Origin of the sequence: uncultured Mucilaginibacter sp., assembly GCF_913773635.1 — a bacterium.
Classification (GTDB): domain Bacteria; phylum Bacteroidota; class Bacteroidia; order Sphingobacteriales; family Sphingobacteriaceae; genus Mucilaginibacter.
In genome coordinates, this window is sequence record NZ_CAJYGQ010000005.1 from 26,319 (window position 1) to 47,087 (window position 20,769).

18 protein-coding genes are annotated in these 20,769 nt (G+C 42.0%); 10 read left to right on the forward strand and 8 right to left on the reverse strand.

What is annotated here, in order from left to right; genetic code table 11:
• Nucleotides 1–31: 31 nt before the first annotated feature.
• Nucleotides 32–241 carry a hypothetical protein gene (locus tag QZ407_RS03800; protein ID WP_295767790.1) on the forward strand — a complete coding sequence of 70 codons (210 nt, stop codon included), beginning with the start codon at nt 32–34 and terminating at the stop codon, nt 239–241.
• Between the two features lie 136 nt (nt 242–377).
• Here the strand turns inward: QZ407_RS03800 and gldB are convergent, their stop codons facing one another.
• Nucleotides 378–1,421 carry a gliding motility lipoprotein GldB gene (gene gldB / locus QZ407_RS03805; RefSeq protein WP_295767791.1) on the reverse strand — a complete coding sequence of 348 codons (1,044 nt, stop codon included), beginning with the start codon at nt 1,419–1,421 and terminating at the stop codon, nt 378–380.
• Nucleotides 1,422–1,488: 67 nt separating this feature from the next.
• On the opposite strand from gldB, the gene QZ407_RS03810 reads away from it, so the two are divergent.
• From QZ407_RS03810 to QZ407_RS03825, 4 genes are all read left to right on the forward strand, one after another.
• The gene (locus tag QZ407_RS03810; protein ID WP_295767792.1) at nt 1,489–3,144 is read left to right on the forward strand and encodes an NAD+ synthase; all 1,656 of its coding nucleotides are present in this window, start codon (nt 1,489–1,491) and stop codon (nt 3,142–3,144) included.
• A 128-nt stretch (nt 3,145–3,272) separates the two neighbouring features.
• Complete coding sequence (locus QZ407_RS03815) at nt 3,273–3,878, forward strand: DUF4136 domain-containing protein (RefSeq protein WP_295767793.1); 606 nt, start codon at nt 3,273–3,275, stop codon at nt 3,876–3,878.
• Between the two features lie 86 nt (nt 3,879–3,964).
• Nucleotides 3,965–4,636: a DUF4136 domain-containing protein gene (locus tag QZ407_RS03820; protein ID WP_157540103.1), complete on the forward strand. Its 672-nt coding sequence runs from the start codon at nt 3,965–3,967 to the stop codon at nt 4,634–4,636.
• A gap of 128 nt (nt 4,637–4,764) precedes the next feature.
• Nucleotides 4,765–6,564: a hypothetical protein gene (locus tag QZ407_RS03825; protein WP_295767794.1), complete on the forward strand. Its 1,800-nt coding sequence runs from the start codon at nt 4,765–4,767 to the stop codon at nt 6,562–6,564.
• Between the two features lie 4 nt (nt 6,565–6,568).
• Here the strand turns inward: QZ407_RS03825 and QZ407_RS03830 are convergent, their stop codons facing one another.
• Nucleotides 6,569–6,949, reverse strand: coding sequence for a hypothetical protein (locus QZ407_RS03830; protein ID WP_295767795.1), 381 nt, complete (start codon nt 6,947–6,949; stop codon nt 6,569–6,571).
• 208 nt (nt 6,950–7,157) lie between these two features.
• Here QZ407_RS03830 and QZ407_RS03835 point away from each other — a divergent pair, with 208 nt between their 5' ends.
• Nucleotides 7,158–10,916 (forward strand): S8 family serine peptidase, encoded by a 3,759-nt coding sequence (locus QZ407_RS03835; protein WP_295767796.1) that lies wholly within the window; start codon nt 7,158–7,160, stop codon nt 10,914–10,916.
• A 56-nt stretch (nt 10,917–10,972) separates the two neighbouring features.
• Here the strand turns inward: QZ407_RS03835 and QZ407_RS03840 are convergent, their stop codons facing one another.
• Complete coding sequence (locus QZ407_RS03840; protein WP_295767797.1) at nt 10,973–11,464, reverse strand: hypothetical protein; 492 nt, start codon at nt 11,462–11,464, stop codon at nt 10,973–10,975.
• Nucleotides 11,465–11,651: 187 nt separating this feature from the next.
• Between QZ407_RS03840 and ggt the strand changes: the two genes are divergently transcribed.
• The 4 genes from ggt (at nt 11,652) to QZ407_RS03860 (ending at nt 15,414) form a co-directional block, all read left to right on the forward strand.
• Nucleotides 11,652–13,328 (forward strand): gamma-glutamyltransferase, encoded by a 1,677-nt coding sequence (ggt, locus tag QZ407_RS03845; protein ID WP_295767798.1) that lies wholly within the window; start codon nt 11,652–11,654, stop codon nt 13,326–13,328.
• Nucleotides 13,329–13,393: 65 nt separating this feature from the next.
• On the forward strand, nt 13,394–13,831 hold the full coding sequence (locus tag QZ407_RS03850; protein WP_365334578.1) for a MarR family transcriptional regulator: 438 nt from the start codon (nt 13,394–13,396) through the stop codon (nt 13,829–13,831).
• Nucleotides 13,832–13,874: 43 nt separating this feature from the next.
• Nucleotides 13,875–14,462 carry an FKBP-type peptidyl-prolyl cis-trans isomerase gene (locus QZ407_RS03855; RefSeq protein WP_295767799.1) on the forward strand — a complete coding sequence of 196 codons (588 nt, stop codon included), beginning with the start codon at nt 13,875–13,877 and terminating at the stop codon, nt 14,460–14,462.
• Between the two features lie 10 nt (nt 14,463–14,472).
• On the forward strand, nt 14,473–15,414 hold the full coding sequence (locus tag QZ407_RS03860; protein WP_295767801.1) for an FKBP-type peptidyl-prolyl cis-trans isomerase: 942 nt from the start codon (nt 14,473–14,475) through the stop codon (nt 15,412–15,414).
• On the opposite strand, the gene QZ407_RS03865 is transcribed toward QZ407_RS03860, so the two are convergent.
• From QZ407_RS03865 to QZ407_RS03885, 5 genes are all read right to left on the reverse strand, one after another.
• On the reverse strand, nt 15,411–16,718 hold the full coding sequence (locus QZ407_RS03865) for a deoxyribodipyrimidine photo-lyase (RefSeq protein WP_295767802.1): 1,308 nt from the start codon (nt 16,716–16,718) through the stop codon (nt 15,411–15,413). The two genes, QZ407_RS03860 and QZ407_RS03865, sit on opposite strands and share 4 nt — an antisense overlap.
• Nucleotides 16,711–17,619, reverse strand: a complete 909-nt coding sequence (locus QZ407_RS03870) for a TIGR01777 family oxidoreductase (protein ID WP_295767803.1) — start codon at nt 17,617–17,619, stop codon at nt 16,711–16,713. Before QZ407_RS03870 ends, QZ407_RS03865 begins: the two co-directional genes overlap by 8 nt.
• Before the next feature lie 19 nt (nt 17,620–17,638).
• Nucleotides 17,639–18,532: an NAD(P)H-binding protein gene (locus QZ407_RS03875; RefSeq protein ID WP_295767804.1), complete on the reverse strand. Its 894-nt coding sequence runs from the start codon at nt 18,530–18,532 to the stop codon at nt 17,639–17,641.
• A 164-nt stretch (nt 18,533–18,696) separates the two neighbouring features.
• The gene (locus tag QZ407_RS03880; RefSeq protein WP_295767805.1) at nt 18,697–20,022 is read right to left on the reverse strand and encodes an AarF/UbiB family protein; all 1,326 of its coding nucleotides are present in this window, start codon (nt 20,020–20,022) and stop codon (nt 18,697–18,699) included.
• A 1-nt stretch (nt 20,023) separates the two neighbouring features.
• Nucleotides 20,024–20,686, reverse strand: coding sequence for an HAD family phosphatase (locus QZ407_RS03885; protein ID WP_295767806.1), 663 nt, complete (start codon nt 20,684–20,686; stop codon nt 20,024–20,026).
• Nucleotides 20,687–20,769: the final 83 nt, after the last annotated feature.

The window sequence follows — 20,769 nt, forward strand, 5'->3', positions numbered from 1 at the left end:
TATATTTTTGCGCTAACTAATAGCAATTACCATGAGTTCGATGCAAAAAGCTAATGCTGTAAATATTTACGTTATCTTATCAGTAGCTACCATTATTGGTATAGTGGGTGTGTTTTTCCGTTTCCTTGATGAAATTTTCGGTCATGGTTTTATATTCACAAGCATCTCAAACGTTATTTTGGTAATTGGTATCATCATTTCGTTAAAAGGTGTTTTTGCAATACTAGGCGCAAGAGACTAATATCAATTTCCAGCATATAAAAAAGAGCTTACTGATTACCGGTAAGCTCTTTTTTTATTGGAATTATTTACTGAACAGCAGTTGGCTATTGTCTGGCTGAATGAGGCTTTCAAGCTCCAGGGGGCAATTTTGTGATTTATTTAGGATGATAGCCCGCCTCGTCAAGTATCTTTTGCGCATCATTAAGGGCCAATAATTGTTGTATTGTAGTATCTGGATGTTTGATCATATACTGCTTTACAATCTGCCACCCTGTATAAATAGCCAGCTTAGGCGCCGATTCATTTTTTTCGCCCAGCCCTGGTGTAAAGGGTGCTTCATTCAAATACTTTTGCAGTTTTTGATAGTCGGTTTCGTACAGCAGTTTCTCTTCTAAAAAATAACCCCATATGTTACTTTCAAATGCCTTGCTCCATTCCATTTGTTTGGTAGTGTAACCTATTTTTACACTGTCGGCTACGTCGGGCAGTAATACATCCATCAGGTACATCATCTTACCTTCGTAAACCATTTTTGCCAATAATGATTTATCGGCATCTTTTTCGGGGAACATGTCTTCCCTAATAATGCCCTCAATTATACGCGGTGCAATATTTTCAGGCGTAAACCTGCGCGATATATATTGAGGATAGGTATTCACCAATGCCGGGTAAAATTTTGATTTTGAACCCAGAAACTGATCGAGGCCAATACCTATGTAGCCATTGCCCAAGGTAGTTTGCGCCTGGAAACCCGAGAAGTAGGCATACACCTTAGGCAACTGCTTATTTGGAAAATAATACTTTATACGTTTAAAGGCGTCGGTAAGTGCTTCGTTTTGCTTATTTAAATCGGGGAATACCGAATCAACCTCATGCTTAAGATCTAAGTATGGTTTACCGTTAATTATTTGGCGGATGTTGGCAAGGTAGCTGGTATCGGCAATACTGCCAGCTTCCAGTATGCGCTCAATAAAGTCGGCGTAAAACGGCCCGTATTTTTGCTGCAAAACGGCTGCCTGCTGCACCATTGGTTTCAACCGCATTTGGTCAAAATCATGATCAAAGCGCTCAATGTGCACTTCCAAATCAATGTTGCTTACGTCAATCTTCTTTTTATCAGATTTACATGCGCTAAGTAAAGCTGCTATAAAAAAAAGAGCACAAAAATGATTTAATTTGCTGGAGTAGAGTATTCTCATAAATGTATCAACAAAAATATTGCTTTTGAGTTCATATAATTGAGTATACCGTTTATAATATCTGATTATGAAAATTGCACTGGCCCAGCTAAACTATCATATTGGCAACTTTGAAGCTAACACCAATAAAATACTATCTGCAATAAATAACGCCCGCAATGCCGGCGCCGACGTTATGGTATTTGCCGAATTATGCATAGGCGGCTATCCTGCACGCGATTTTCTGGAATTTAAAGAATTTATTGATTTGTGTGAACAATCAGCGCAGCAAATTGCTGCAGCCTGTACTGATATTGCCTGTGTTATAGGCATCCCTACACCAAACAAAAGAAAAAATAAGGGAGGCAAAGACTTGCATAATTCTGCCTACTTTATATACGACGGTAAAGTGCAGCAAATTGTGAATAAGGCTTTGCTGCCAAACTACGACGTGTTTGACGAGTACAGGTACTTTGAACCCGAAACTGAATTTGCCTGTGTGGACTACAAGGGCAAACGCATTGCCTTAACTATATGTGAAGACTTGTGGAATACAATTGAAAATCCACTATACATAACACGGCCTATGGACGTGCTGATGGAGCAGAAGCCTGATGTTATGATCAATATTGCTGCATCACCTTTTGCTTATAATCATGATGAAGAGCGCATTGCCATTTTGGGTGATAACGCAAAACGATATGGATTGCCGCTGTTTTACGTAAACCAGGTTGGCGCACAAACCGAAATTATTTTTGACGGCGGATCATTGGTATTTGATAAAAACGGCTCGCTGGTTGATGAGATGCCTTATTTTGAGGAAGCCATTACTTATTACACCTTAAACGATGATGCAACAGTTACTCCGCAGCAGCCTGCAACCGTAATGGATGAGCGGCAGAGTGATATTGAACAAATACATCAGGGATTGCTGTTAGGCATCCGCGATTACTTTTATAAGTCGGGCTTTAAACAAGCAATACTGGGCTTATCAGGCGGTATTGATTCGGCAGTGGTTTGCGCTTTAGCCGCCGAGGCATTGGGCGCAGAAAACGTAATGGCAGTGCTTTTACCTTCAAAGTATTCTACCGGCCATTCAATTAAAGATGCGGAAGACTTGGTTAAGAATCTGGGTTGCAAATCGGAGCTTGTTGAAATTAAATCCATAACCGATGCTTTTGAAACGGCTTTGCATCCTCAATTTGAGGGCCTACCATTTAATATTGCCGAAGAAAACCTGCAGGCGCGCAGCCGTGCTGTTGTGCTAATGGCTATGTGTAACAAGTTTGGCTACATTTTGCTTAACACCTCCAACAAAAGTGAGGCTGCTGTAGGTTATGGTACTTTGTATGGTGATATGTGCGGTGGCATTTCGGTATTGGGTGATGTTTACAAAACGCAGGTTTACCAGTTAGCCAATTACATTAACCGTAACACCGAAATTATACCGCAAAATTCAATTGTTAAACCGCCATCAGCGGAGTTAAGGCCCGATCAGAAAGACAGTGACTCATTGCCCGAATACGATATGCTTGACACTATATTAATGCAGTACGTAGAAAACCGCTTGTCATCAGAAGAAATCATTGCATTGGGTTATGATGAAGCTGTTGTTCGTAGGGTAATTAAACTGGTTAACACCGCCGAGCATAAGCGTTACCAAACACCGCCAATTTTACGTGTGTCGCCTAAAGCATTTGGCATGGGACGCCGTATGCCTATAGTTGGAAAGTACCTGTCATAATAGTACTTACCCGAAAATAGCTTTTTGCCGCGAAGCTTTTGCAGGTGAGGAATGTAAATTGTATTTGATATAGCTCATCTAAACAATTTGCTCATGTATCAGCTTATACTTAATACAATTAGTTAAGTATGAAGAAGATATTAACCATTGCCCTTGCGTTCTCCATTATAGCGCTTATATCAGCCTGCTCAAGCTATAACTACTATTCGGTTGGTGGTAATGAGGCTGCATTGAGCCGTTACAGCAGTTTTGCCTGGCTTCCGCCTATTAAGCAAACGCGCAATGTGGCTTATAATAACGAGCTTGCTGATCAGCGCATTCACGAGTCGGCTACCGAGCAGCTTGAAAGCCGTGGTTTAAGGTTAAAAAGTAAAAACCCTGATCTTTTAGTACGGTACAGCATTATGGTGGATACCAAGGAGCGTGTGTATGACCAGCCCGTATATAATTACGTAGGAGGCGGGTACTATCCGCGGGCAGCGCTATACCGTGGAAGGCTGGCGTACTACTATGCTTATAGTGCTCCCTATCCGGTGTACGTAGGAAATGATGTTGAGCGCATACCTTACAAAGAGGGTACTTTAATAATTGACCTTATTAACCGTAAATCGCGCAAGGTAATATGGCGTGGCTATGGTGTAGGAGAGGTTGAAAATGCTGCCCGCACAATCGAGGATATACCCAAAATAGTGGAAGGTATAATTAAAAAGCTACCCCTTAATAAGGTAAAATAAGTTGCAGATTATGGGCGCAAAAAAAATCATTAATCATTAAACCTTTAGGCTTGTGCTTGTCTAACTAATACTAATAAATTATATACATGAAGAGGTTACTATATATTGGGCTGGTGTTGGTTATGGTATCCGCATTTTCAGCTTGTTCTACAGGTTATCGTTACTATACTGCCGGGCATGATGATATCAGTTTAACGCAGTATAAATCATTTGCGTTTGCACCACAATTAAAGCCGCGTAAGCCAGATAGCGTTATAAGCAATAAACGCAATTTGGGTGCCCGCTTAAATTATGTTAACAACAACCGTTACTTTAACAACCCTGCTGCTTACCAAAAAATTAAAGATGCCACTGCTGCCAGTTTGCAGGCTAAAGGCTTAACCTTAAAAGAAGGTGGCGCCGATTTACTGGTACGCTTTAACTCACTTGTTGACAGGGGTACCCGCACAAGCTACTATACGCCCTACTATGGCGGTTGGGGCTGGGGTCCTGGATGGGGCTGGGGTTGGGGCTGGCGAGGTCGCTTTAGTCCTATGTTCTATGGTGGCTGGGGCGGCTGGGGAGGCGGTTACGCTTATCCAAGCCAAGAGCATTTTAAAGAAGGCGTATTAGCAATTGAGTTAATTGACGCACGTACCCAGGAGCCTGTTTGGATTGGTTACGGTAGCGGTGAATTAAGTCGTGATCCGCAAAAGGCCATTGCTGAGTTGCCAAAGGTAGTTGAAGACATATTTAAACGACTGCCGGTTAAGTCATAAGTGTTGCTATCGAATGCAATTTTTAAAGTTTGTCTGTAAGGCAAACTTTTTTTGTTTAAAGGCCTTGTATCAAAGAGCTAATACCGCTGCAAGCTGCCATTTGGTGCTGAGGTGCATAATCAATCGTAATGGCAGTTCCCATTTTTAAAAGCAAAGTTTTTAAAGTTATTCTGATTGTCCTGGCTGTCTTAGCTGTATTGCTGCTTGTTGCTACATTAGGTGCAAATACTTTTCTAAAACCCATACTTGTAAGCAAGTTAAAAAAGTCGGTTAGGAAGGCAACTAATAATCTTTATAAAATTGATTTAAAGGACGTCCAGCTAAATGTTTTTGCCGGAAGCATTGGCCTTGCAGATATTACTTTTAAGGCTGATACCAATGTTTTCAAAATATTAAAAGAGCAAAATAATGCTCCTACAAGCTTGTATACTGTAGAGGCCGGACGAGTATCCGTAAGTGGTGCCAAAGCCCTCAAATACATCTTTAGTAAAGAGGTAAGTGTGCAACAAGTTTCTATTGGTGATGCAATTGTAAAGATTGATAAGCTCAGCAATAAAACCGGCACCAAAGAAAACGATAAACGTACCCTTTACCAAAAAATTAAAGATGATATAAAGTTCATTGATATAGGCGGCATAGAATTAAATGATTTGCAATTTAACTATGCTGACCGAACTGGTAAAAGCCCGTCTGCATCGGTAATAAAGCATATTGATATAAAGGCAGCAGATCTTTTGATTGACTCGGCTACACAGGCAGATACAAGCCGTACCTTGTTTTGCAAAAATATAACCGCAGGTATTAAAAACTACGAAGGTAAATCGGCTAGTGGCTTATACACCTATAAATTACAATCGCTCACCTTGCATACGCAAGCCTCAAAACTTGTAGCTACAGGTTTAAGTTTGCAGCCCCTTCCATCGGCACAATATTTTAAAAAGAGCAAAGAGGATAGGTTTGATATAAGGTTAGATACTGTTGTAATTAACAAAATTAACCTGGAGCAGTATTATAAGCAAAATAGTTTTAGTGCTTTAAGTATAGTAATAAAACAAGGCAGGTTTGAGGTGTTTAGCAATCCAAATGGACTTGTGCCAGTAACCGATAGGCTGGTTACTTTTCCACATTGGGCTGTAAGGCAAATAAAGCAGCGTGTGAAGGTTGATACCGTCTATCTCAAAAACATTAACGTTAAATACAAAGAGTATCACAAGAAATCAAAAAAAACAGGCTCAATTGCTTTTACTAACACCACGGCCAGGTTTTTAAATATCACCAATAACAAAAATGCGCTTAGCAAAAATAATATTTGTAAGGCCTATGTGCATTCCCAGTTTATGGGCAAAGCTTCATTCAATTTATGGTTTGATTTTAATTTGAACGATGCAGATTACAAGTATGCATACAGAGGGCACCTTGGTGCGATTGATTTAAAAGCAGTTAACCCTGCAGTAATGCCATTGGGTATGGTTCAAATAACATCAGGCAATTTAAAGTCACTTGATTTTAAGGTCACCAGTACTCAGAAGGTTTCTGCCGGGAGTTTGAAATTTCTCTATAATGATTTAAAAATAAAGCTATTAGGGCAAGACGATAAAAAAGGGTACAAGCAAAAGTCATTGTTAAGCTTTTTTGCAAGTTCATTGATATTGAAAAGCAATAACCCCGATAAAGCCGGAGAGGCTGCACGTGTTGCTACTTTAAAGATTATACGACCTTCAAACTTTCCTTTTTTTAAAACCATATGGTTTACCTTGCTCAACGGCATAAAAACCAGTGCTATGGGTAAGGCGCCCAAGCAGGATGAACAGGATAAGGAAAAGCGCTTGAAAGAGAAAGAAAAAGCTGATAAAAAGGCGCGCAAACAAAAGGAAAAGGAAGACAAAGAATTCCGGAAGAAGCTTGAAAAGCTGAAAAATAAAAATTAACGCTTTAGTAGGCTGCACCAATATTCACCACGATATTTCGGTTACTTACTTTGTTTAGTTGCACCTCAATTGGGTTGATGTTGTCATAGCCGTCTGTTTCGCCGGCAAAATATCCTTCACTTAGCTTAACAAACAATGAATATTTTCCAACGGGAAGCGACAATTGGAATTCACCGGTGCTATCAGTTTTTACATGGGCAATTTCTTTGGCATTAATTTTAGAAAACAGCGGCATCTGCCCCTCTGCGTTTTTTAGGCTTACATTTTCAAAAATATACACATTGGCCACTATCGGCTTGCCTGCACTTTGTGATTTGCCTTTCAATGGCATTTGATTGCCGGTTACCTGCGTAACTATACCGCTGATTCCCTGCTTAACTATCATACGTTTTGAAAGCACGCATGATGTTGTTAGTATAAAGCATAATACTGCTAATACTACATGTTTATGCGTTTTATACCAGTGATTTAACATGTACAAGTTTTAAGCAATATAATAAATTAAATGCCAATATTTTTAACAGCAAATGTTATAGGATAATATTTAAATTAGTCGAAATTTATAGGCGGTTAGCCATAATCGCTTCAATTATATGCACCGGAGTAAATTTCACAAAAGTTTTTGGGCAGGTATAATTACCTTGCTGTGGGCAGTTAATGTGCTGGCACAAAAGCCGCTGGTAACAGCCGAAAAAAAAGCCCAGCTTGATCAGTTGGCCGTCCAGATTCAGGAAACTTACGCTGCCGGGCTGCAAAAAGCACTATTGCAGGCACCACAACGCAATTGGGTTACACGCCGTACAAGTAAAGACGGTACCGAAATTGCCTTGCAACGTATAAACACACTTGGCTTTCCGGTATTTTACAAAACTTACAGCAACGTAATAGCTGCGGCTACAACACGCACCAATAGCATACAAACAGGCGGCGATCTTGGTTTAAACCTATCAGGATCAAGTACTGCCTTGAACGGCAAGCTGGCTATTTGGGATGGCGGTTCGGTGCTCACCACTCATCAGGAATTTTCAGGTAAAGCAATAAACCTGCGTAATCCAACCGCCACGGTGTCTCAGCACTCAACACACGTGGCGGGCACTATGATAGCCCGGGGTGTTTATTCGCCTGCAAAGGGAATGGCATTTGGTGCCAATACCCTGCAATCATATGATTTTAACAGTGATATTGCCGAAATAACTGCAGCAGCGTCGGGCTTGTTGCTATCAAACCATTCGTACGGTACCATAGCCGGGTGGAATTATAACGATGATGAAGCACGCTGGGAGTGGTATGGTTTACCCGGAGACAATGAGGATTACAAATTTGGCTTCTATGACAGTGAGTCGCGTGCGTTGGATCAGGTAGCTGTAAATGCGCCATATTATTTAATTGTGTCGGCCTCTGGTAATAACCGCAGCTACAACGGCCCGGCCGTTGGTTCAAATTATTATGGTTTTACCAGCCGTACCGATCCAACAATGATTAGTAAGGGGCCGCGGCCTGCAAACATCAGCAGCAATAACGGCTATGATATTATTCCGGGTTTCTCCAACGCAAAAAATGTGCTTACGGTTGGGGCCATCAATCAATTGCCTTACGGCCCGTCATCACGGCAGGGGGTAAGCGTAACATCATTCAGTTCAATTGGCCCTACAGATGATGGGCGCATTAAGCCTGATGTTTGCGGCGATGGTGACCAGGTTTTATCTACAGGTAACAGCAGTAACACTTCTTACGTTACGCTTTCGGGTACCTCTATGGCAACACCAAACGTAACAGGTTCATTGTATCTTTTACAGGAGTATTATGCTCAAAAAAACAGCGGCAGTTTTATGCGTTCGGCAACGTTGAAAGGGTTAGTTTGCCATACCGCGTTCGATGCTGGGAACGTTGGCCCTGATTACACCTTTGGCTGGGGAGTGCTTGATGCCCGCAAAGCGGCGCAGGCAATAACTGATAAGGGCACTAAAAGCCAGATAAGCGAACGTACCCTGCAACAAGGCCAAACAGAAAATATTACGGTTGTGGCATCTGGTAACGGGCCGTTAATTGCCACCATCGCCTGGACAGACCCGCAGGCAACGGTTGCTGCCGATGGTACGCTTAACGACCGGACGCCAAAGCTGGTTAATGATTTGGACATACGCATTAGTGATGGCACAACAATTTACAGCCCCTGGGTACTTAACTGGCTTGCGCCTGCAAATGCAGCAACCCGTGGCGACAACGTGCGCGACAATGTTGAGCAGGTTTATCTTGATAATGCTATACCTGGTAAAACCTACACAATTAGGGTTACCCATAAAGGTACATTACAAATAGGTAATCAGCCTTATTCAATAATAGTTACAGGCGTAGGTGGCACCGCTTATTGTGCATCCGCGCCAACTTCAAACGCCGACTCGCGCATTAACAACGTTACGCTATCAAATATTAACAATACCCCTGCTGCGGGCTGCACCACTTATTCTGACTATACTGCACAGGTTGCACAGCTGGAGCAAGGTGTAACCTATCCGTTGAGTGTAACTTTAGGCACTTGCGGTGCCAACTTTAATAAAATAGCCAAGGTATTTATTGACTGGAACGGCGACGGTACTTTTGACCCGGTAGCCGAACTTGCCGCTACAACCAATGTAATAAATGGTACAGCAGCATTTAATGGAAATGTTACCGTTCCTGCAACGGTTGTACCGGGCAACTACAGCCTTATGCGTGTGGTATTGGTTGAAACGGATAACCCCGCCACCATAAACCCATGCGGCAGTTACAACAAAGGCGAAACGCAGGACTACAGGGTGCAGTTTACCGGTGCAAGCCGGGATGTAGGAGCTTTAAGAGTTACCAATAGCTCAGTTGGAGGCGGTTGTGCAGGAGTATCAAACGTTAGTGTAAGGCTAAAAAACTATGGTACAACTGCCGTAGGTAATATACCGGTAACCGTTACTATAACTCCGGCCAACGGCGGACAGGTGATCACTTTTAACGAAACTTACACGCAAACACTTGCCCCGCAAGCCGAAGATGATTTTGTATTAAACGGAACCTTTAACGCTACCGCAGGAGCATCATATACCATTGCAGCAACTACAAGCTTAGCAAACGACCAGGTTGCAATTAATAACACCGTCACAGCTAATATTGTAATCGGCTCTATACCTGTTCCTACAAACTTGTCGGCCATTTATTGTGATGATACGCAACAGTATTTGCTAAGCGGAAGTGGAGAGGGATCAGTGCTGTGGTACACCGTGCCAACCGGCGGTACGCCAATAACGGCAGGTAATAGTGCGTTCACCAAAACTGCACCGGTTAACAACACCTATTATGCAGCACTTAATGATTACAGTGCCAGTGTTGGTCCTGCTACCAAGTATGCATTTACCGGGGGAGGGTACAATCAATTCGGACAATCGGTTACGGTATTCACCAAAATACCAATTGTTATACAAAGTGCCCGTTTATATGTAGGCAACGCCGGTAATATTAGTGTGGTAGCTACCAATGCTAATGGCGAAGAAGTGGCGCGAAGCAACATTGCGGTAACGGCAACACGCTCGGTTGCGGGTGGCGGTGCCCAAAGTGATGACATTACCGACCAGGGCCGGGTTTATAACCTGAACCTTGTATTGCCCCAGCCAGGAACTTACCGCCTGAACGTAAGCTATACCAATGGTGCAACACTCTACCGCAGCAATGCCGGTGTAAACGGCTACCCATTCGGAAACGATGTATTCAGCATACGAGGTAATAACGCTACCCTGGCATCAAACCCGTCAGATACCACTGCGTACCGTAGTTTTTACTACTTCTTTTATGATATGAAGATTGGAAGCAATGGTTGTCCATCGGCCAATCGTGTGCCGGTGCAGGTATCCGGTCCGGTGATTACACAAAACGGTGCTACCTTACAATCCAATCAGGCAAGTAACAACCAGTGGTATTTAAATGGCGTAATTATTCAAGGAGCTACATCACCAACCTTTATACCGCAGCAAAGTGGTAACTATCAGTTACGTAATGTACAGGCAACAGGCTGTATGGCTGTTTCGCCGGTTTATACCTATATTAAGGCTGATGCTGTAGTTAATACACCAACCGAAATTAAGCTAGCGGCATACCCTGTACCAACCGCAACTGATTTAAACGTGAGTTTTGTTGCGCCCGAAGCTGCTGACTTAACCCTATCCTTAATTAGTACTCAAGGGCAGGAAGTGTATCGTAGCAAAGCAAATATTCAGGCCGGGTTTTATAACAACGTTATAAGGGTAAACAATTTTGCCGCCGGAACTTATGTGCTCAGGGTTATCCTTGGGCAAAAGGTATATTCTGCCAAAATAATTGTTGTTAAGTAGGATAACAAAAAGCAATGGCCGGTAAATTCTTACCGGCCATTGCTGCTTTATGTTTATTAAAAAGTGTACTTAATACCTAAGCCGGGAGCAAGGTCAAAGAATGGTCCTCTGCCAAGTTCCAAACGAGGGTTTAAATCAACACTTAGTGCAATAGGGCTTTCCGGAATGACATATTCTAAACCCAGTACTGCATCGGCACCCAAAAGTATGCCTCCGTTGTAATACTCATCGTCGCCCCCAAAGCGCTTATATCTACCATCGCCCATGCCGCCAATGTGTGCACCGGCGCCGTAGTACCATCTTAATTGCGCAACGTCAAAAGCGTTTTGATAAAATTGGTATAAGCCGGTTATCACAATACCATTTTTGCGTATGCCCAAAACGCCTTCAATAGCATTTGTTTCATTCAAAAAGTATTTACCCGATAGGCCGTTTTCGTACCCGCCGAATTTAAGGCCAACTGCAGATTTATATGATTGGGCTTTAGCCGACTGCTGAACTAGCACAATGCTGGCAATTAACGCGATAAGTAGAGCTGTTTTTTTCATTCAATGTAATTTGATTATTAATAGTAACGGCAAATTTGAGGTTTTATGCCATTTGTTAACCTTCATAACTTTTGTATGCCTGTATATAGATGAATATCAAGGATAAAATTTGAGGTTTTTGACCCGTATAGCTTGATAGGGTTTAATGATATTGTGTTAATTTAGATGAAAATAAAAACTAATGTTTATGTTCATGACGGGCCGCTGGGTTAAGTTTGTTGTTATAGCTTGTACTTTGTTTGTTAACGTTGCGCAGGCGCAATACCGCAAGGGGATGGTTGTTTGTGCATATCCCGATGCTGCAACCGTTGGACTTAATGTTTTAAAAAAAGGTGGTAACGCTGTTGATGCAGCAGTTGCGCTGCAATTTGCTTTAGCGGTTACCCTGCCGCAGGCGGGCAACATTGGCGGGGGAGGCTTCATGGTATACCGGTCGGCAAGTGGTGAGACAAATACGCTTGATTACCGGGAAAAGGCACCTGCCGCTGCATCGGCCAATATGTATGTTGATGCCAGCGGTAATATAATACCCGATAAAAGTTTATATACCCACCAGGCTGCAGGCGTTCCGGGGTCAGTTGATGGCATGGTGCAGGCACACCAAAAATACGGCAAGCTTAAATGGGCAGATTTGGTTCAGCCCGCTATTGATTTGGCCAGCAAAGGTTTTGTAGTAACAAGTCACCTGGCCAATGATATAAATAATAGCCAGGCTCAGTTTAATAAGCTTAACGAGAAGGGAATAAATTACTTCGCTAAAGCCAGAGCCTGGAAAGCTGGCGATACGCTCTTTTTGCCCGACCTGGCAAATACGCTTATTCAAATACGTGATAAAAAACGTGCAGGCTTTTATAATGGCATAGTTGCTAAACAAATACTTAATGAAATGAAAGCCGGTAACGGTCTCATTACTCAGGCTGATTTGAATAACTACCGTTCTGTTTGGCGTAAAGCTATTAACGGCAAGTACAAAAATTATAACGTAATTACCATGCCTCCACCCTCAAGCGGTGGTATTGCACTGTTGCAATTATTGCATAGTGTAGAAAAGTATTCTTTAAGCCGTTGGGGGCATAACAATGATTCAACCGTTCAACTAATTACAGAAGCCGAGCGACGTGTATACGCCGACCGGTCAAAGTATTTAGGCGATCCGGATTTTTTTAGAGTTCCGGTTGATAGTTTGCTGAATACTGCTTACTTGGATAAGCGGATGCGCAGTTTTGACTGGAGTGCAGCAACACCAAGCAGCACCATTCAGCCAGGCAATTTTACAGGGTACGAAAGTGATCAAACCACTCACTTTTCAATAGTAGATGCTGAAGGTAATGCCGTATCAATTACCACAACTTTGAATGGTTCTTTCGGTAATAAAAAATTTGTCAAAGGTGCCGGTTTCCTGCTTAATAACGAGATGGATGATTTTAGTTCAAAACCGGGAGTACCTAACATGTATGGATTAGTGGGAGGAAAGGCCAACAGCATACAGCCTGGTAAGCGTATGTTATCATCCATGACGCCTACCATTATTGAAAAGGATGGAAAGTTGTTTATGGTGGTGGGTACGCCGGGTGGTTCAACTATCATTACATCGGTATTTCAAGCCATATTGAACGTTATTGAATTTAAGCAGGACGCGCAGGAGGCGGTTACATCCAAGCGTTTTCATCATCAGTGGCTGCCCGATGAGATACAAACAGAAAACGATGCCTTGAAGCAGCCGGTGATTGATATTTTGCAACGAAAAGGGTATAAGTTTAGAACGCGTGGCAACATTGGACGCGTTGATATAATTGTAGTAACCTCTGACGGGTTTGCCGGTGGGGCAGATCCACGTGGTGATGATACCAAAGCCGGCTGGTAATCTTAATTAGGCAAGCTTTTACATTTATTTGTGCCGGCTACATTTTTAATTACCTTTGGTTTGCTGTGAAACATCATCACGAAACCATTGATTACCTTTTAAAGATTGTATGGCAAAACATGGCCAATCGTTACAACCAGTTGGTAGCCCCATCTGGTATCACGCAATCTATTGGCTATGTGCTTATCAACATTGATGAGAAGGAGGGAACCACAGTATCACAGGTAGCGGCATTGCTGGGCTTAAAATCTACAAGCTTATCGCGTATGCTAAGCCAACTCGAAAAAATGGATTTAATTTACAGGCAATCAAACGAGGGTGATAAGCGGTCGGTTAAAATTTACCTTACAGAGCTGGGCAAGGAAAAACGGAGGATGGCTCGTAACGTGGTTAAACAGTTCAATGCCTATTTAAACGATCACATAACCGAAAAGGAAAAGCTGTTACTTAGTAACGCGCTTAAAAAAATTAATAATCTCACTTTAGATTATAATCCCGAATAACGCGTTAATATTTGCGTTAAAGCAAGTTATAATCTCACCCCAAATGTTAAAAATTGTTAACCTGCCTTTTTTATTCATTAAAAAGGTAAATTTGCCGTTTATAAAACCGGTAATGAGCAAACTGTTATTACTAATTTGTTGCCCTTTACTTATTTGCTTTTTTTTAAGTGCCTGTAACAAGGTTGATGATCCGGCCGTAATTAATGAAGACCAGGTTGCTATTGATAGCAATTTAATTAAAAATTATTTGGCTGCTAATAACATAAAAGCAAAGCGTGTAGAGAACATACTTGGCAGGCCCGATACTATTGGTGTTTGGTACGTTGTTGAGCGCGAAGGTACTACTGCACCGCTGTACAGTAATTCAACTACCGTTACTGTTGGCTACACAGGCAGAGAGTTAGATAAGCCGCGCTTTTTTGTACAAACCGGCGAAATACATCCATCATATGTATTAGGGCAGGTAATAAGAGGATGGCAGGTTGGTTTGCGTAAGGTAGGTAAAGGTGGTAAAGTAAGGCTGTTTGTTTCATCAGCCTACGGTTATGGCCCTTATGAGCAACCAGTGCTTGGCTTACCGGCAAATGCTGTACTTGATTTTGAAATTGAGATTTTTGACGTAACGAATTGATTTGATATAAATGAGAAAATTTTATCCCACGCTTTTAATATTGGCTGTAGTGGCATTAAGTGCATGTCGTAAAGAGCGCAATGATATTGACATAAAAGCTTACGACCAGCAGCAGATTGAAGGTTACCTTAAGTCAAACAACTTAACCAACATGAAGCGTGATTTAACCGATGGTGACACTACCGGTATATATTATGAAATCATGTCGCAGGCCACAAAAAACCTTGTTCCACTTGAGTACTCTACTCAGATTGCATATGTGTACTCGGTGAAATCATTGGATGGCAGTTATAATTCAAGTGACACGATAGCTAATCATAGCTACAGGTTTTTAGGTTCAACTGGTGTTGATTTGCCTAAAGGACTTATGCTGGCTATCCGTAATTTAGCAAAGTATAAAGGCACACGTGCAAGGTTTATTATTCCATCGCGGCTTGCTTTTGGTCAAAGTGGGTACGGTACCGGAGCCACTCGTATTAAGGGAAATACATCGCTTGAGTATTACGTAAATATTTTGGATGACAGGCAGCTTGCTGCTTATGATGAAGCTTGTATAAAAACCTATGCCACTGCAAATGGAATAGACATTAGTACCTACACTCGCGAAGCGTCAGGCCTGTTTTGGAAAAGAACACAACCTGATACAGGTAAAGTTGTAGTTACTCCAACATCAACTGTTACAACGCAGTATACCGGAACTTACTTAAACAATTACCAATTTGATAATAGTTCAAATGCGTCTGAAGCCGGAGCTGAACTAACTGTTGATAATGTAGTAAAAGGCTTTGGCGAGGGTGTACAAAAAATTAAAGCAGGTGGGCAGATCTCTATGTTTTTGCCATCAGGCATTGCCTATGGTACTGGCGGACTAGTAGTTGATGGCGTTGTAAGAGTTGCTCCGTTCCAATGCTTACGCTTTGAACTTAAATTGTTAACGGTTAAAAATAATTAATCCTTAACGGCTTCCTTGTAAGCTTTCAAAGCGCGTTCCTTACCTTCTTTGTTATCAATAATGGGTTTCGGATATTGGTCAGTTCCATATTCCGGAACCCATTTTTTTACATACTCCATTTTCGGATCAAATTTCTTTAGCTGTGCCTCCGGATTAAAAACCCGAAAATATGGCATAACATCCGTACCCGATCCGGCCACCCATTGCCAGCTGCCCACATTGGTCGATCCTTCGTAGTCAAGTAGTTTGCGTGCAAAATAATGTTCGCCCCAGCGCCAGTCAATAAGTAAATGCTTAATTAAAAAGCTGGCAGTAACCATACGCACGCGGTTGTGCATAAACCCTGTGGTGTTCAGTTCGCGCATGCCGGCATCAACCAACGGGTAGCCCGTTTTACCCTCGCACCAGGCTTCAAATTCCTTTTCGTTATTACGCCATCTAATCCTGTCGTAGGCAGGCCTATAAGCGGAGTGTGCCGTATCAGGAAAAAAGTCAAGTGCCATCATGTAAAACTCGCGCCACACTAACTCACCCATCCAGGTTTGCTCCCGTTTAAATGATGTACGTACCGCATCCCTTATGCTTATAGTTCCAAACCTTAAGTGAATGCCTATATGTGATGTGCCTTTTTTGGAAGGTATGTCGCGGTTTTTTGAGTAATCGTCAATGATGTCTTCATACTCGGTTCCGGGTATCTCCAGCTCACTTTTTACAAAACCCATACTCTCCAGCGATGGAATTCTTAGGCCGTCGACTTTTACAAGGTTTTTGAAATACTTTTCAGTAGGGTATGATTTCAGGTAAAAATCGTTAATGGTTTTCAACCAGCGTTTTTTGTAAGGAGTGAATACGGTGTAAGGCTTCTTGTCATCCTTTACAACTTCTTCACGCTCAAAAATTATCTGGTCTTTATACGTTTTAAAAGGAATGTCATGCTTCTTAAGCATGTCGCCTATTTCACCATCACGTTCTTTTGCGTAAGGTTCGTAATCGCGGTTGGTATAAACGGCGGCTACGTTGTACTGTTTAAGTACGTCTTCCCACGCTTTTTCGGGCTTATCATACTTAACTAATAAACTACTTTTATGTTCGCTAAGCTCTTTGTTAAGCTGTTCAATGGTGTTGTAAATGAAGGTTACGCGCGCGTCGTCTTTGTCTTCCAGTTTATCTAAAATCTCGCGGTCAAAAATAAAAAGGCATAATACAGGGTTGGTGCCTTTTAGTGCCCTGTACAAACCAGCGTTATCATGCAACCGCAAATCGCGGCGAAACCAGAATATGGTTACCGGCGTTTTCTTATCCATAAATATCTTTTAAAGCATCAGCTAAATGGGCAAACTTAAACCTATAGCCTGCCTCTTCAATTTTGTTTGTCGAAACTCGTGTACTGCCCAAAACCAAGGTTGAGAGTTCGCCAAAAAGTAGTTTTATAATAAAAGATGGAACGTTTGGTGCCCATAATGGTCTTTTCAATTGCCTGGCAACGGCTTTTGTAAGCTCCTTATTGGATACCGGGTTTGGGGCGGCCATATTGTATACGCCCGGTTGTAATTTACCTTCAATTGCATCAAGGTACATCCCAACGGCATCCTGCAGGTGCAACCATGATACCCATTGTTTACCGCTGCCCAACGGCGAGCCAACTCCCAACTTAACAGGCAAAGCCAATTGTGGCAGAGCGCCTTCCTTTTTGGTTAGCACAACACCTGTGCGAAACTTGGTAACATTTAAACCTAATTGCTTTCCATCATCAACCGCATTTTCCCATTCAACGCAGCATTTCCCTAAAAAGTCATGCGCGGGTGTATCATCTTCAGTTAAAATCTGATCACCTCTGTCACTGTAATAGCCAACACCTGACGCCGATATAACATGTTTTACAGAATGGTCGAGCTTTGATTTCAGGAGGTCATAAATTAAGCCAATTGATTTGGTCCTGCTTTCTAAGATTTCGGCTTTGCGCTTTTCCGTCCAACGTTTATCTGCAATTCCGGTTCCGGCAAGGTGCACAATGGTGTCAACACCATCTACGCTGCGCTCATCTATTTCGCCTTTTTGTAAATCCCATAAAAAAGTAGCTACATTTTTATGGTTACTTGGCTTACGGCTTAAGTGGCTAACGGTGTAACCCTTGTTTAATAGTTGCTGTGTTAATTGCTGCCCAATAAGTCCGGTGCCTCCCGTAATTAAAACATGTTTTTGCATCAGCTAAAAAAAATAAATCTTAATTGTTCACTGGCATGGTCTCAAGCAATGCTTCACGCAAGGTTTTCAGTTTAAGCGGTATTATACTTTTAATCGCATCATCGCGCGATACCAAGTCATACTTTAAGTTTTCAACCAATGTTTTTGCATGCGAATAGCTTATAGGCGTTAGGTAGTTAAGCCAGTATGATGATAGCGCTGCCGAAACTTGAGGCATTGTCATAATGCTTACCTTGCGCTTTCGGCAAACCTCGCCATGCAGCAGCAACATTTGTTTAAACGTTAGTATCTCCGGGCCGCTGATGTGAAATTCGGCGTTAAAAGTATCTTCATTTAGTAAGCAACCCGATAGGTATTCAACAACGTTGCTTGTTGCAATAGGCTCCTCTTGTGCTTTAGCCCACTTTTGCGCAATTAATATCGGCGATTTTTTGGTAAGGCCTTCCATCAATTCAAGTGCAATGCTGCCTTCGCCAATAATCATTGTTGATTTTAGGATGGTGATTGCTGCATCTGCCTGGCGCAATATATCTTCAACATGCAGGCGTGATAAGCCGGCTTCGGTTAAATGGTCATCAATTTCGCTTAGAGATATAATTTGCTTACAATGAGTTTGATTAACTGCTTTGATAAAGTTTTCGGCCGATAATGCTTCCAAGCCGGCAAACCCCGAAGTTTGGGGTAATGCATTCACAAGGTAATAAGCCGCTTGTATGTCAGTAGGTAATGATTCCATACCCCGGTTACGAAGTAAATCGCCGGTAATTATGGTTACTTGTGGGGCATAAATGCTTTGCTTTTCAAATAAGGCTTTGTCACGTACCAAACATACTACCTCATGGCCTTCCGCCAGCAATGCCGGAATTAATCTTGCACCAATATACCCGTTAGCGCCCGTTAGTAATACCTTCATCAATGTTAAGAAACAACAAAGTATTGATGGGGTTTTAAAATTGTAGGTTTATGTTAAAATCTGCTTGGAGAAGCATCAAGCTACGGTTTCAATTTGCAACTAAATGTGCTGGCTAAGCTAAAATATTATTCGACTTAATACAATTAATTTTCTGGTTGTTACAACTAATGTTCAAGCACAACGTGCGGTTTATAGGTATCAGTTTTTACCTGCGCTTTTAGCTCGTGCAGTATGTTATATAAACCAAAGTTGGTACGGTTTACATAAATAAAATGCTTAACCCCGCGCGCTTGCTTAAACTCAGGCATACGTGATAATTGCTCTCCAAAGCCGTATAGTTCATTAAAAAATCCTGTTTCGCCAAAATCAAATGTGCTAACCATGTAGGGCTTTGCAAACAAGCTTATCATCTGATGATAGATGCCGTAGTAAAATTCAATTTGCTGAGCATTATCACCTGGCAAAATCATTTCTAGCTTACGGAAGGCTTTGATAGTTTCCTCCTTGTTATCCAGCAGGTTTGTTGATGTGAGCGAGAAAAAGGGATCGTAAAAATCTTCGGGCATTTCTTTTATACAGCCAAAGTCAATGATGCCTAAATCACCTTCAGGGGTTATCAAAAAGTTACCCGGGTGCGGATCGGCATGTACGGCACGTAATTCGTGCTGCTGGAAGTTGTAAAAATCCCACAAGGCCTGACCAATTTGGTTACGCAACTCTTGTGACGGGTTAGTTTGCAAAAACTCTTTAAGGTGCTTACCGTCAATCCAGCTCATGGTAATTATGCGCTTGCTGGATAACTGAGGATAGTAAGTGGGAAACACTATGTTTTGAAGATTGGCACAAGCGTTTGAAAACTCAACCGAACGGCGGACTTCCAATTCATAATCAGTTTCTTCTAAAAGGCGTTCCTCTACCTCGCGCATATAAACGTCGAGCTCCTTTTCGCTCATGCCCAACAGCCGGAATGCAAATGGCTTAACCAATTTAAGGTCAGAAGAAATGGAGTCGCCTACACCTGGATATTGTATTTTTACTGCCAGTTTCTGGCCGTTAAGTTCAGCCTGGTGAACCTGCCCTATTGATGCCGCATTGGTAGAACGCAGGTTAAACTTATCATATATTTGCTCGGGCGATTTGCCAAAGTATTTTCTGAACGTTTGTACAATCAATGGTCCGGACAGCGGAGGGGCGTTGTACTGCGATTGCGAAAATTTGTCAACGTAAGCTTTTGGCAGAATATTCTTATCCATGCTAAGCATTTGTGCTACTTTAAGCGCACTGCCTTTAAGTTCACTTAATGATGCATAAATGTCTGCAGCATTATCTTCGTTTAGTTCGGTTTTATCAAGGTTTGGATTGAAGAGTTTTTTTGAATAATGTTTAATATAGTTACCACCAACCTTTAAACCGGTTTTAACAAACTTTGCCGACCGTTCAACTTTGCTGGTAGGTATGCTATTCTGCTCTCTGGCTTTCTCTTCGCTCATATTAATCGTTAACTTCAAATAAAGCTGCTACATCGCGCTCGGTTATTTCGCTGTAATCGGTAATTACCCGGTGTACGGGTTGCAGCTCCTCACCCGTATGGCTGGTGGTAATACCAATTACTTTCATGCCTGCAGCATTACCTGCTTTAACACCCGAAAGCGAATCTTCAAACACTACGCAATTTTCGGGCCTTACGTCTAGGTCTTCGGCTGCTTTCAAAAAAATTTGTGGATTTGGTTTTGCTTTGCTTACACGCGGGCCGTCAATAATAACTTCAAACAGGTGTTTGAAAGGCAACTTACTTAATATAAAATCAATATTTGAAGCCGTTGCCGATGATGCTACAGCCAGCTTTACACCAGCATTTTTTAATTCGGTTAAAAAGCGCTCCAAACCGTTTACAGGGGCCACGTATGGTGCGTAATCCTGCTTGTATTGCAGGGTTTTCGCCTCAAACATGTCTTTCATCTGCTCCTCGGTATAGTCATCAGCAAAAAACTCACGCATAATAACCATTCCGGGTACGCCGCTTAATTTTTCATTATACAGCTCGGGCGTTACCTCAACGCGATTGTATTGTTCAAAAAGGTTTTTCCAGGTTTTGAAATGATATGGGTTGTTATCAACAAGAGTGCCGTCCATATCAAAAATAGCAGCGTACATGTGTTCCTCCGGGCCTTACCCTTGTGGTAAGGCTATTCAATAATAAAATAAAACTTACAATCTAAAGGGCAAATTCCCTTTTG

What these genes read in the sequence shown, in the direction of transcription:
- gldB (WP_295767791.1), bottom strand. Translation starts at nt 1,421, where the DNA reads ATGAGAATACTCTACTCCAGCAAATTAAATCATTTTTGTGCTCTTTTT.
- QZ407_RS03825 (WP_295767794.1), top strand. Translation starts at nt 4,765, where the DNA reads ATGGCAGTTCCCATTTTTAAAAGCAAAGTTTTTAAAGTTATTCTGATT.
- QZ407_RS03830 (WP_295767795.1), bottom strand. Translation starts at nt 6,949, where the DNA reads ATGATAGTTAAGCAGGGAATCAGCGGTATAGTTACGCAGGTAACCGGC.
- QZ407_RS03800 (WP_295767790.1), top strand. Translation starts at nt 32, where the DNA reads ATGAGTTCGATGCAAAAAGCTAATGCTGTAAATATTTACGTTATCTTA.
- QZ407_RS03875 (WP_295767804.1), bottom strand. Translation starts at nt 18,532, where the DNA reads ATGAAGGTATTACTAACGGGCGCTAACGGGTATATTGGTGCAAGATTA.
- QZ407_RS03880 (WP_295767805.1), bottom strand. Translation starts at nt 20,022, where the DNA reads ATGAGCGAAGAGAAAGCCAGAGAGCAGAATAGCATACCTACCAGCAAA.
- QZ407_RS03860 (WP_295767801.1), top strand. Translation starts at nt 14,473, where the DNA reads ATGAGAAAATTTTATCCCACGCTTTTAATATTGGCTGTAGTGGCATTA.
- QZ407_RS03820 (WP_157540103.1), top strand. Translation starts at nt 3,965, where the DNA reads ATGAAGAGGTTACTATATATTGGGCTGGTGTTGGTTATGGTATCCGCA.
- QZ407_RS03870 (WP_295767803.1), bottom strand. Translation starts at nt 17,619, where the DNA reads ATGCAAAAACATGTTTTAATTACGGGAGGCACCGGACTTATTGGGCAG.
- QZ407_RS03815 (WP_295767793.1), top strand. Translation starts at nt 3,273, where the DNA reads ATGAAGAAGATATTAACCATTGCCCTTGCGTTCTCCATTATAGCGCTT.
- QZ407_RS03865 (WP_295767802.1), bottom strand. Translation starts at nt 16,718, where the DNA reads ATGGATAAGAAAACGCCGGTAACCATATTCTGGTTTCGCCGCGATTTG.
- QZ407_RS03810 (WP_295767792.1), top strand. Translation starts at nt 1,489, where the DNA reads ATGAAAATTGCACTGGCCCAGCTAAACTATCATATTGGCAACTTTGAA.
- QZ407_RS03835 (WP_295767796.1), top strand. Translation starts at nt 7,158, where the DNA reads ATGCACCGGAGTAAATTTCACAAAAGTTTTTGGGCAGGTATAATTACC.
- ggt (WP_295767798.1), top strand. Translation starts at nt 11,652, where the DNA reads ATGTTCATGACGGGCCGCTGGGTTAAGTTTGTTGTTATAGCTTGTACT.
- QZ407_RS03885 (WP_295767806.1), bottom strand. Translation starts at nt 20,686, where the DNA reads ATGTACGCTGCTATTTTTGATATGGACGGCACTCTTGTTGATAACAAC.
- QZ407_RS03840 (WP_295767797.1), bottom strand. Translation starts at nt 11,464, where the DNA reads ATGAAAAAAACAGCTCTACTTATCGCGTTAATTGCCAGCATTGTGCTA.
- QZ407_RS03855 (WP_295767799.1), top strand. Translation starts at nt 13,875, where the DNA reads ATGTTAAAAATTGTTAACCTGCCTTTTTTATTCATTAAAAAGGTAAAT.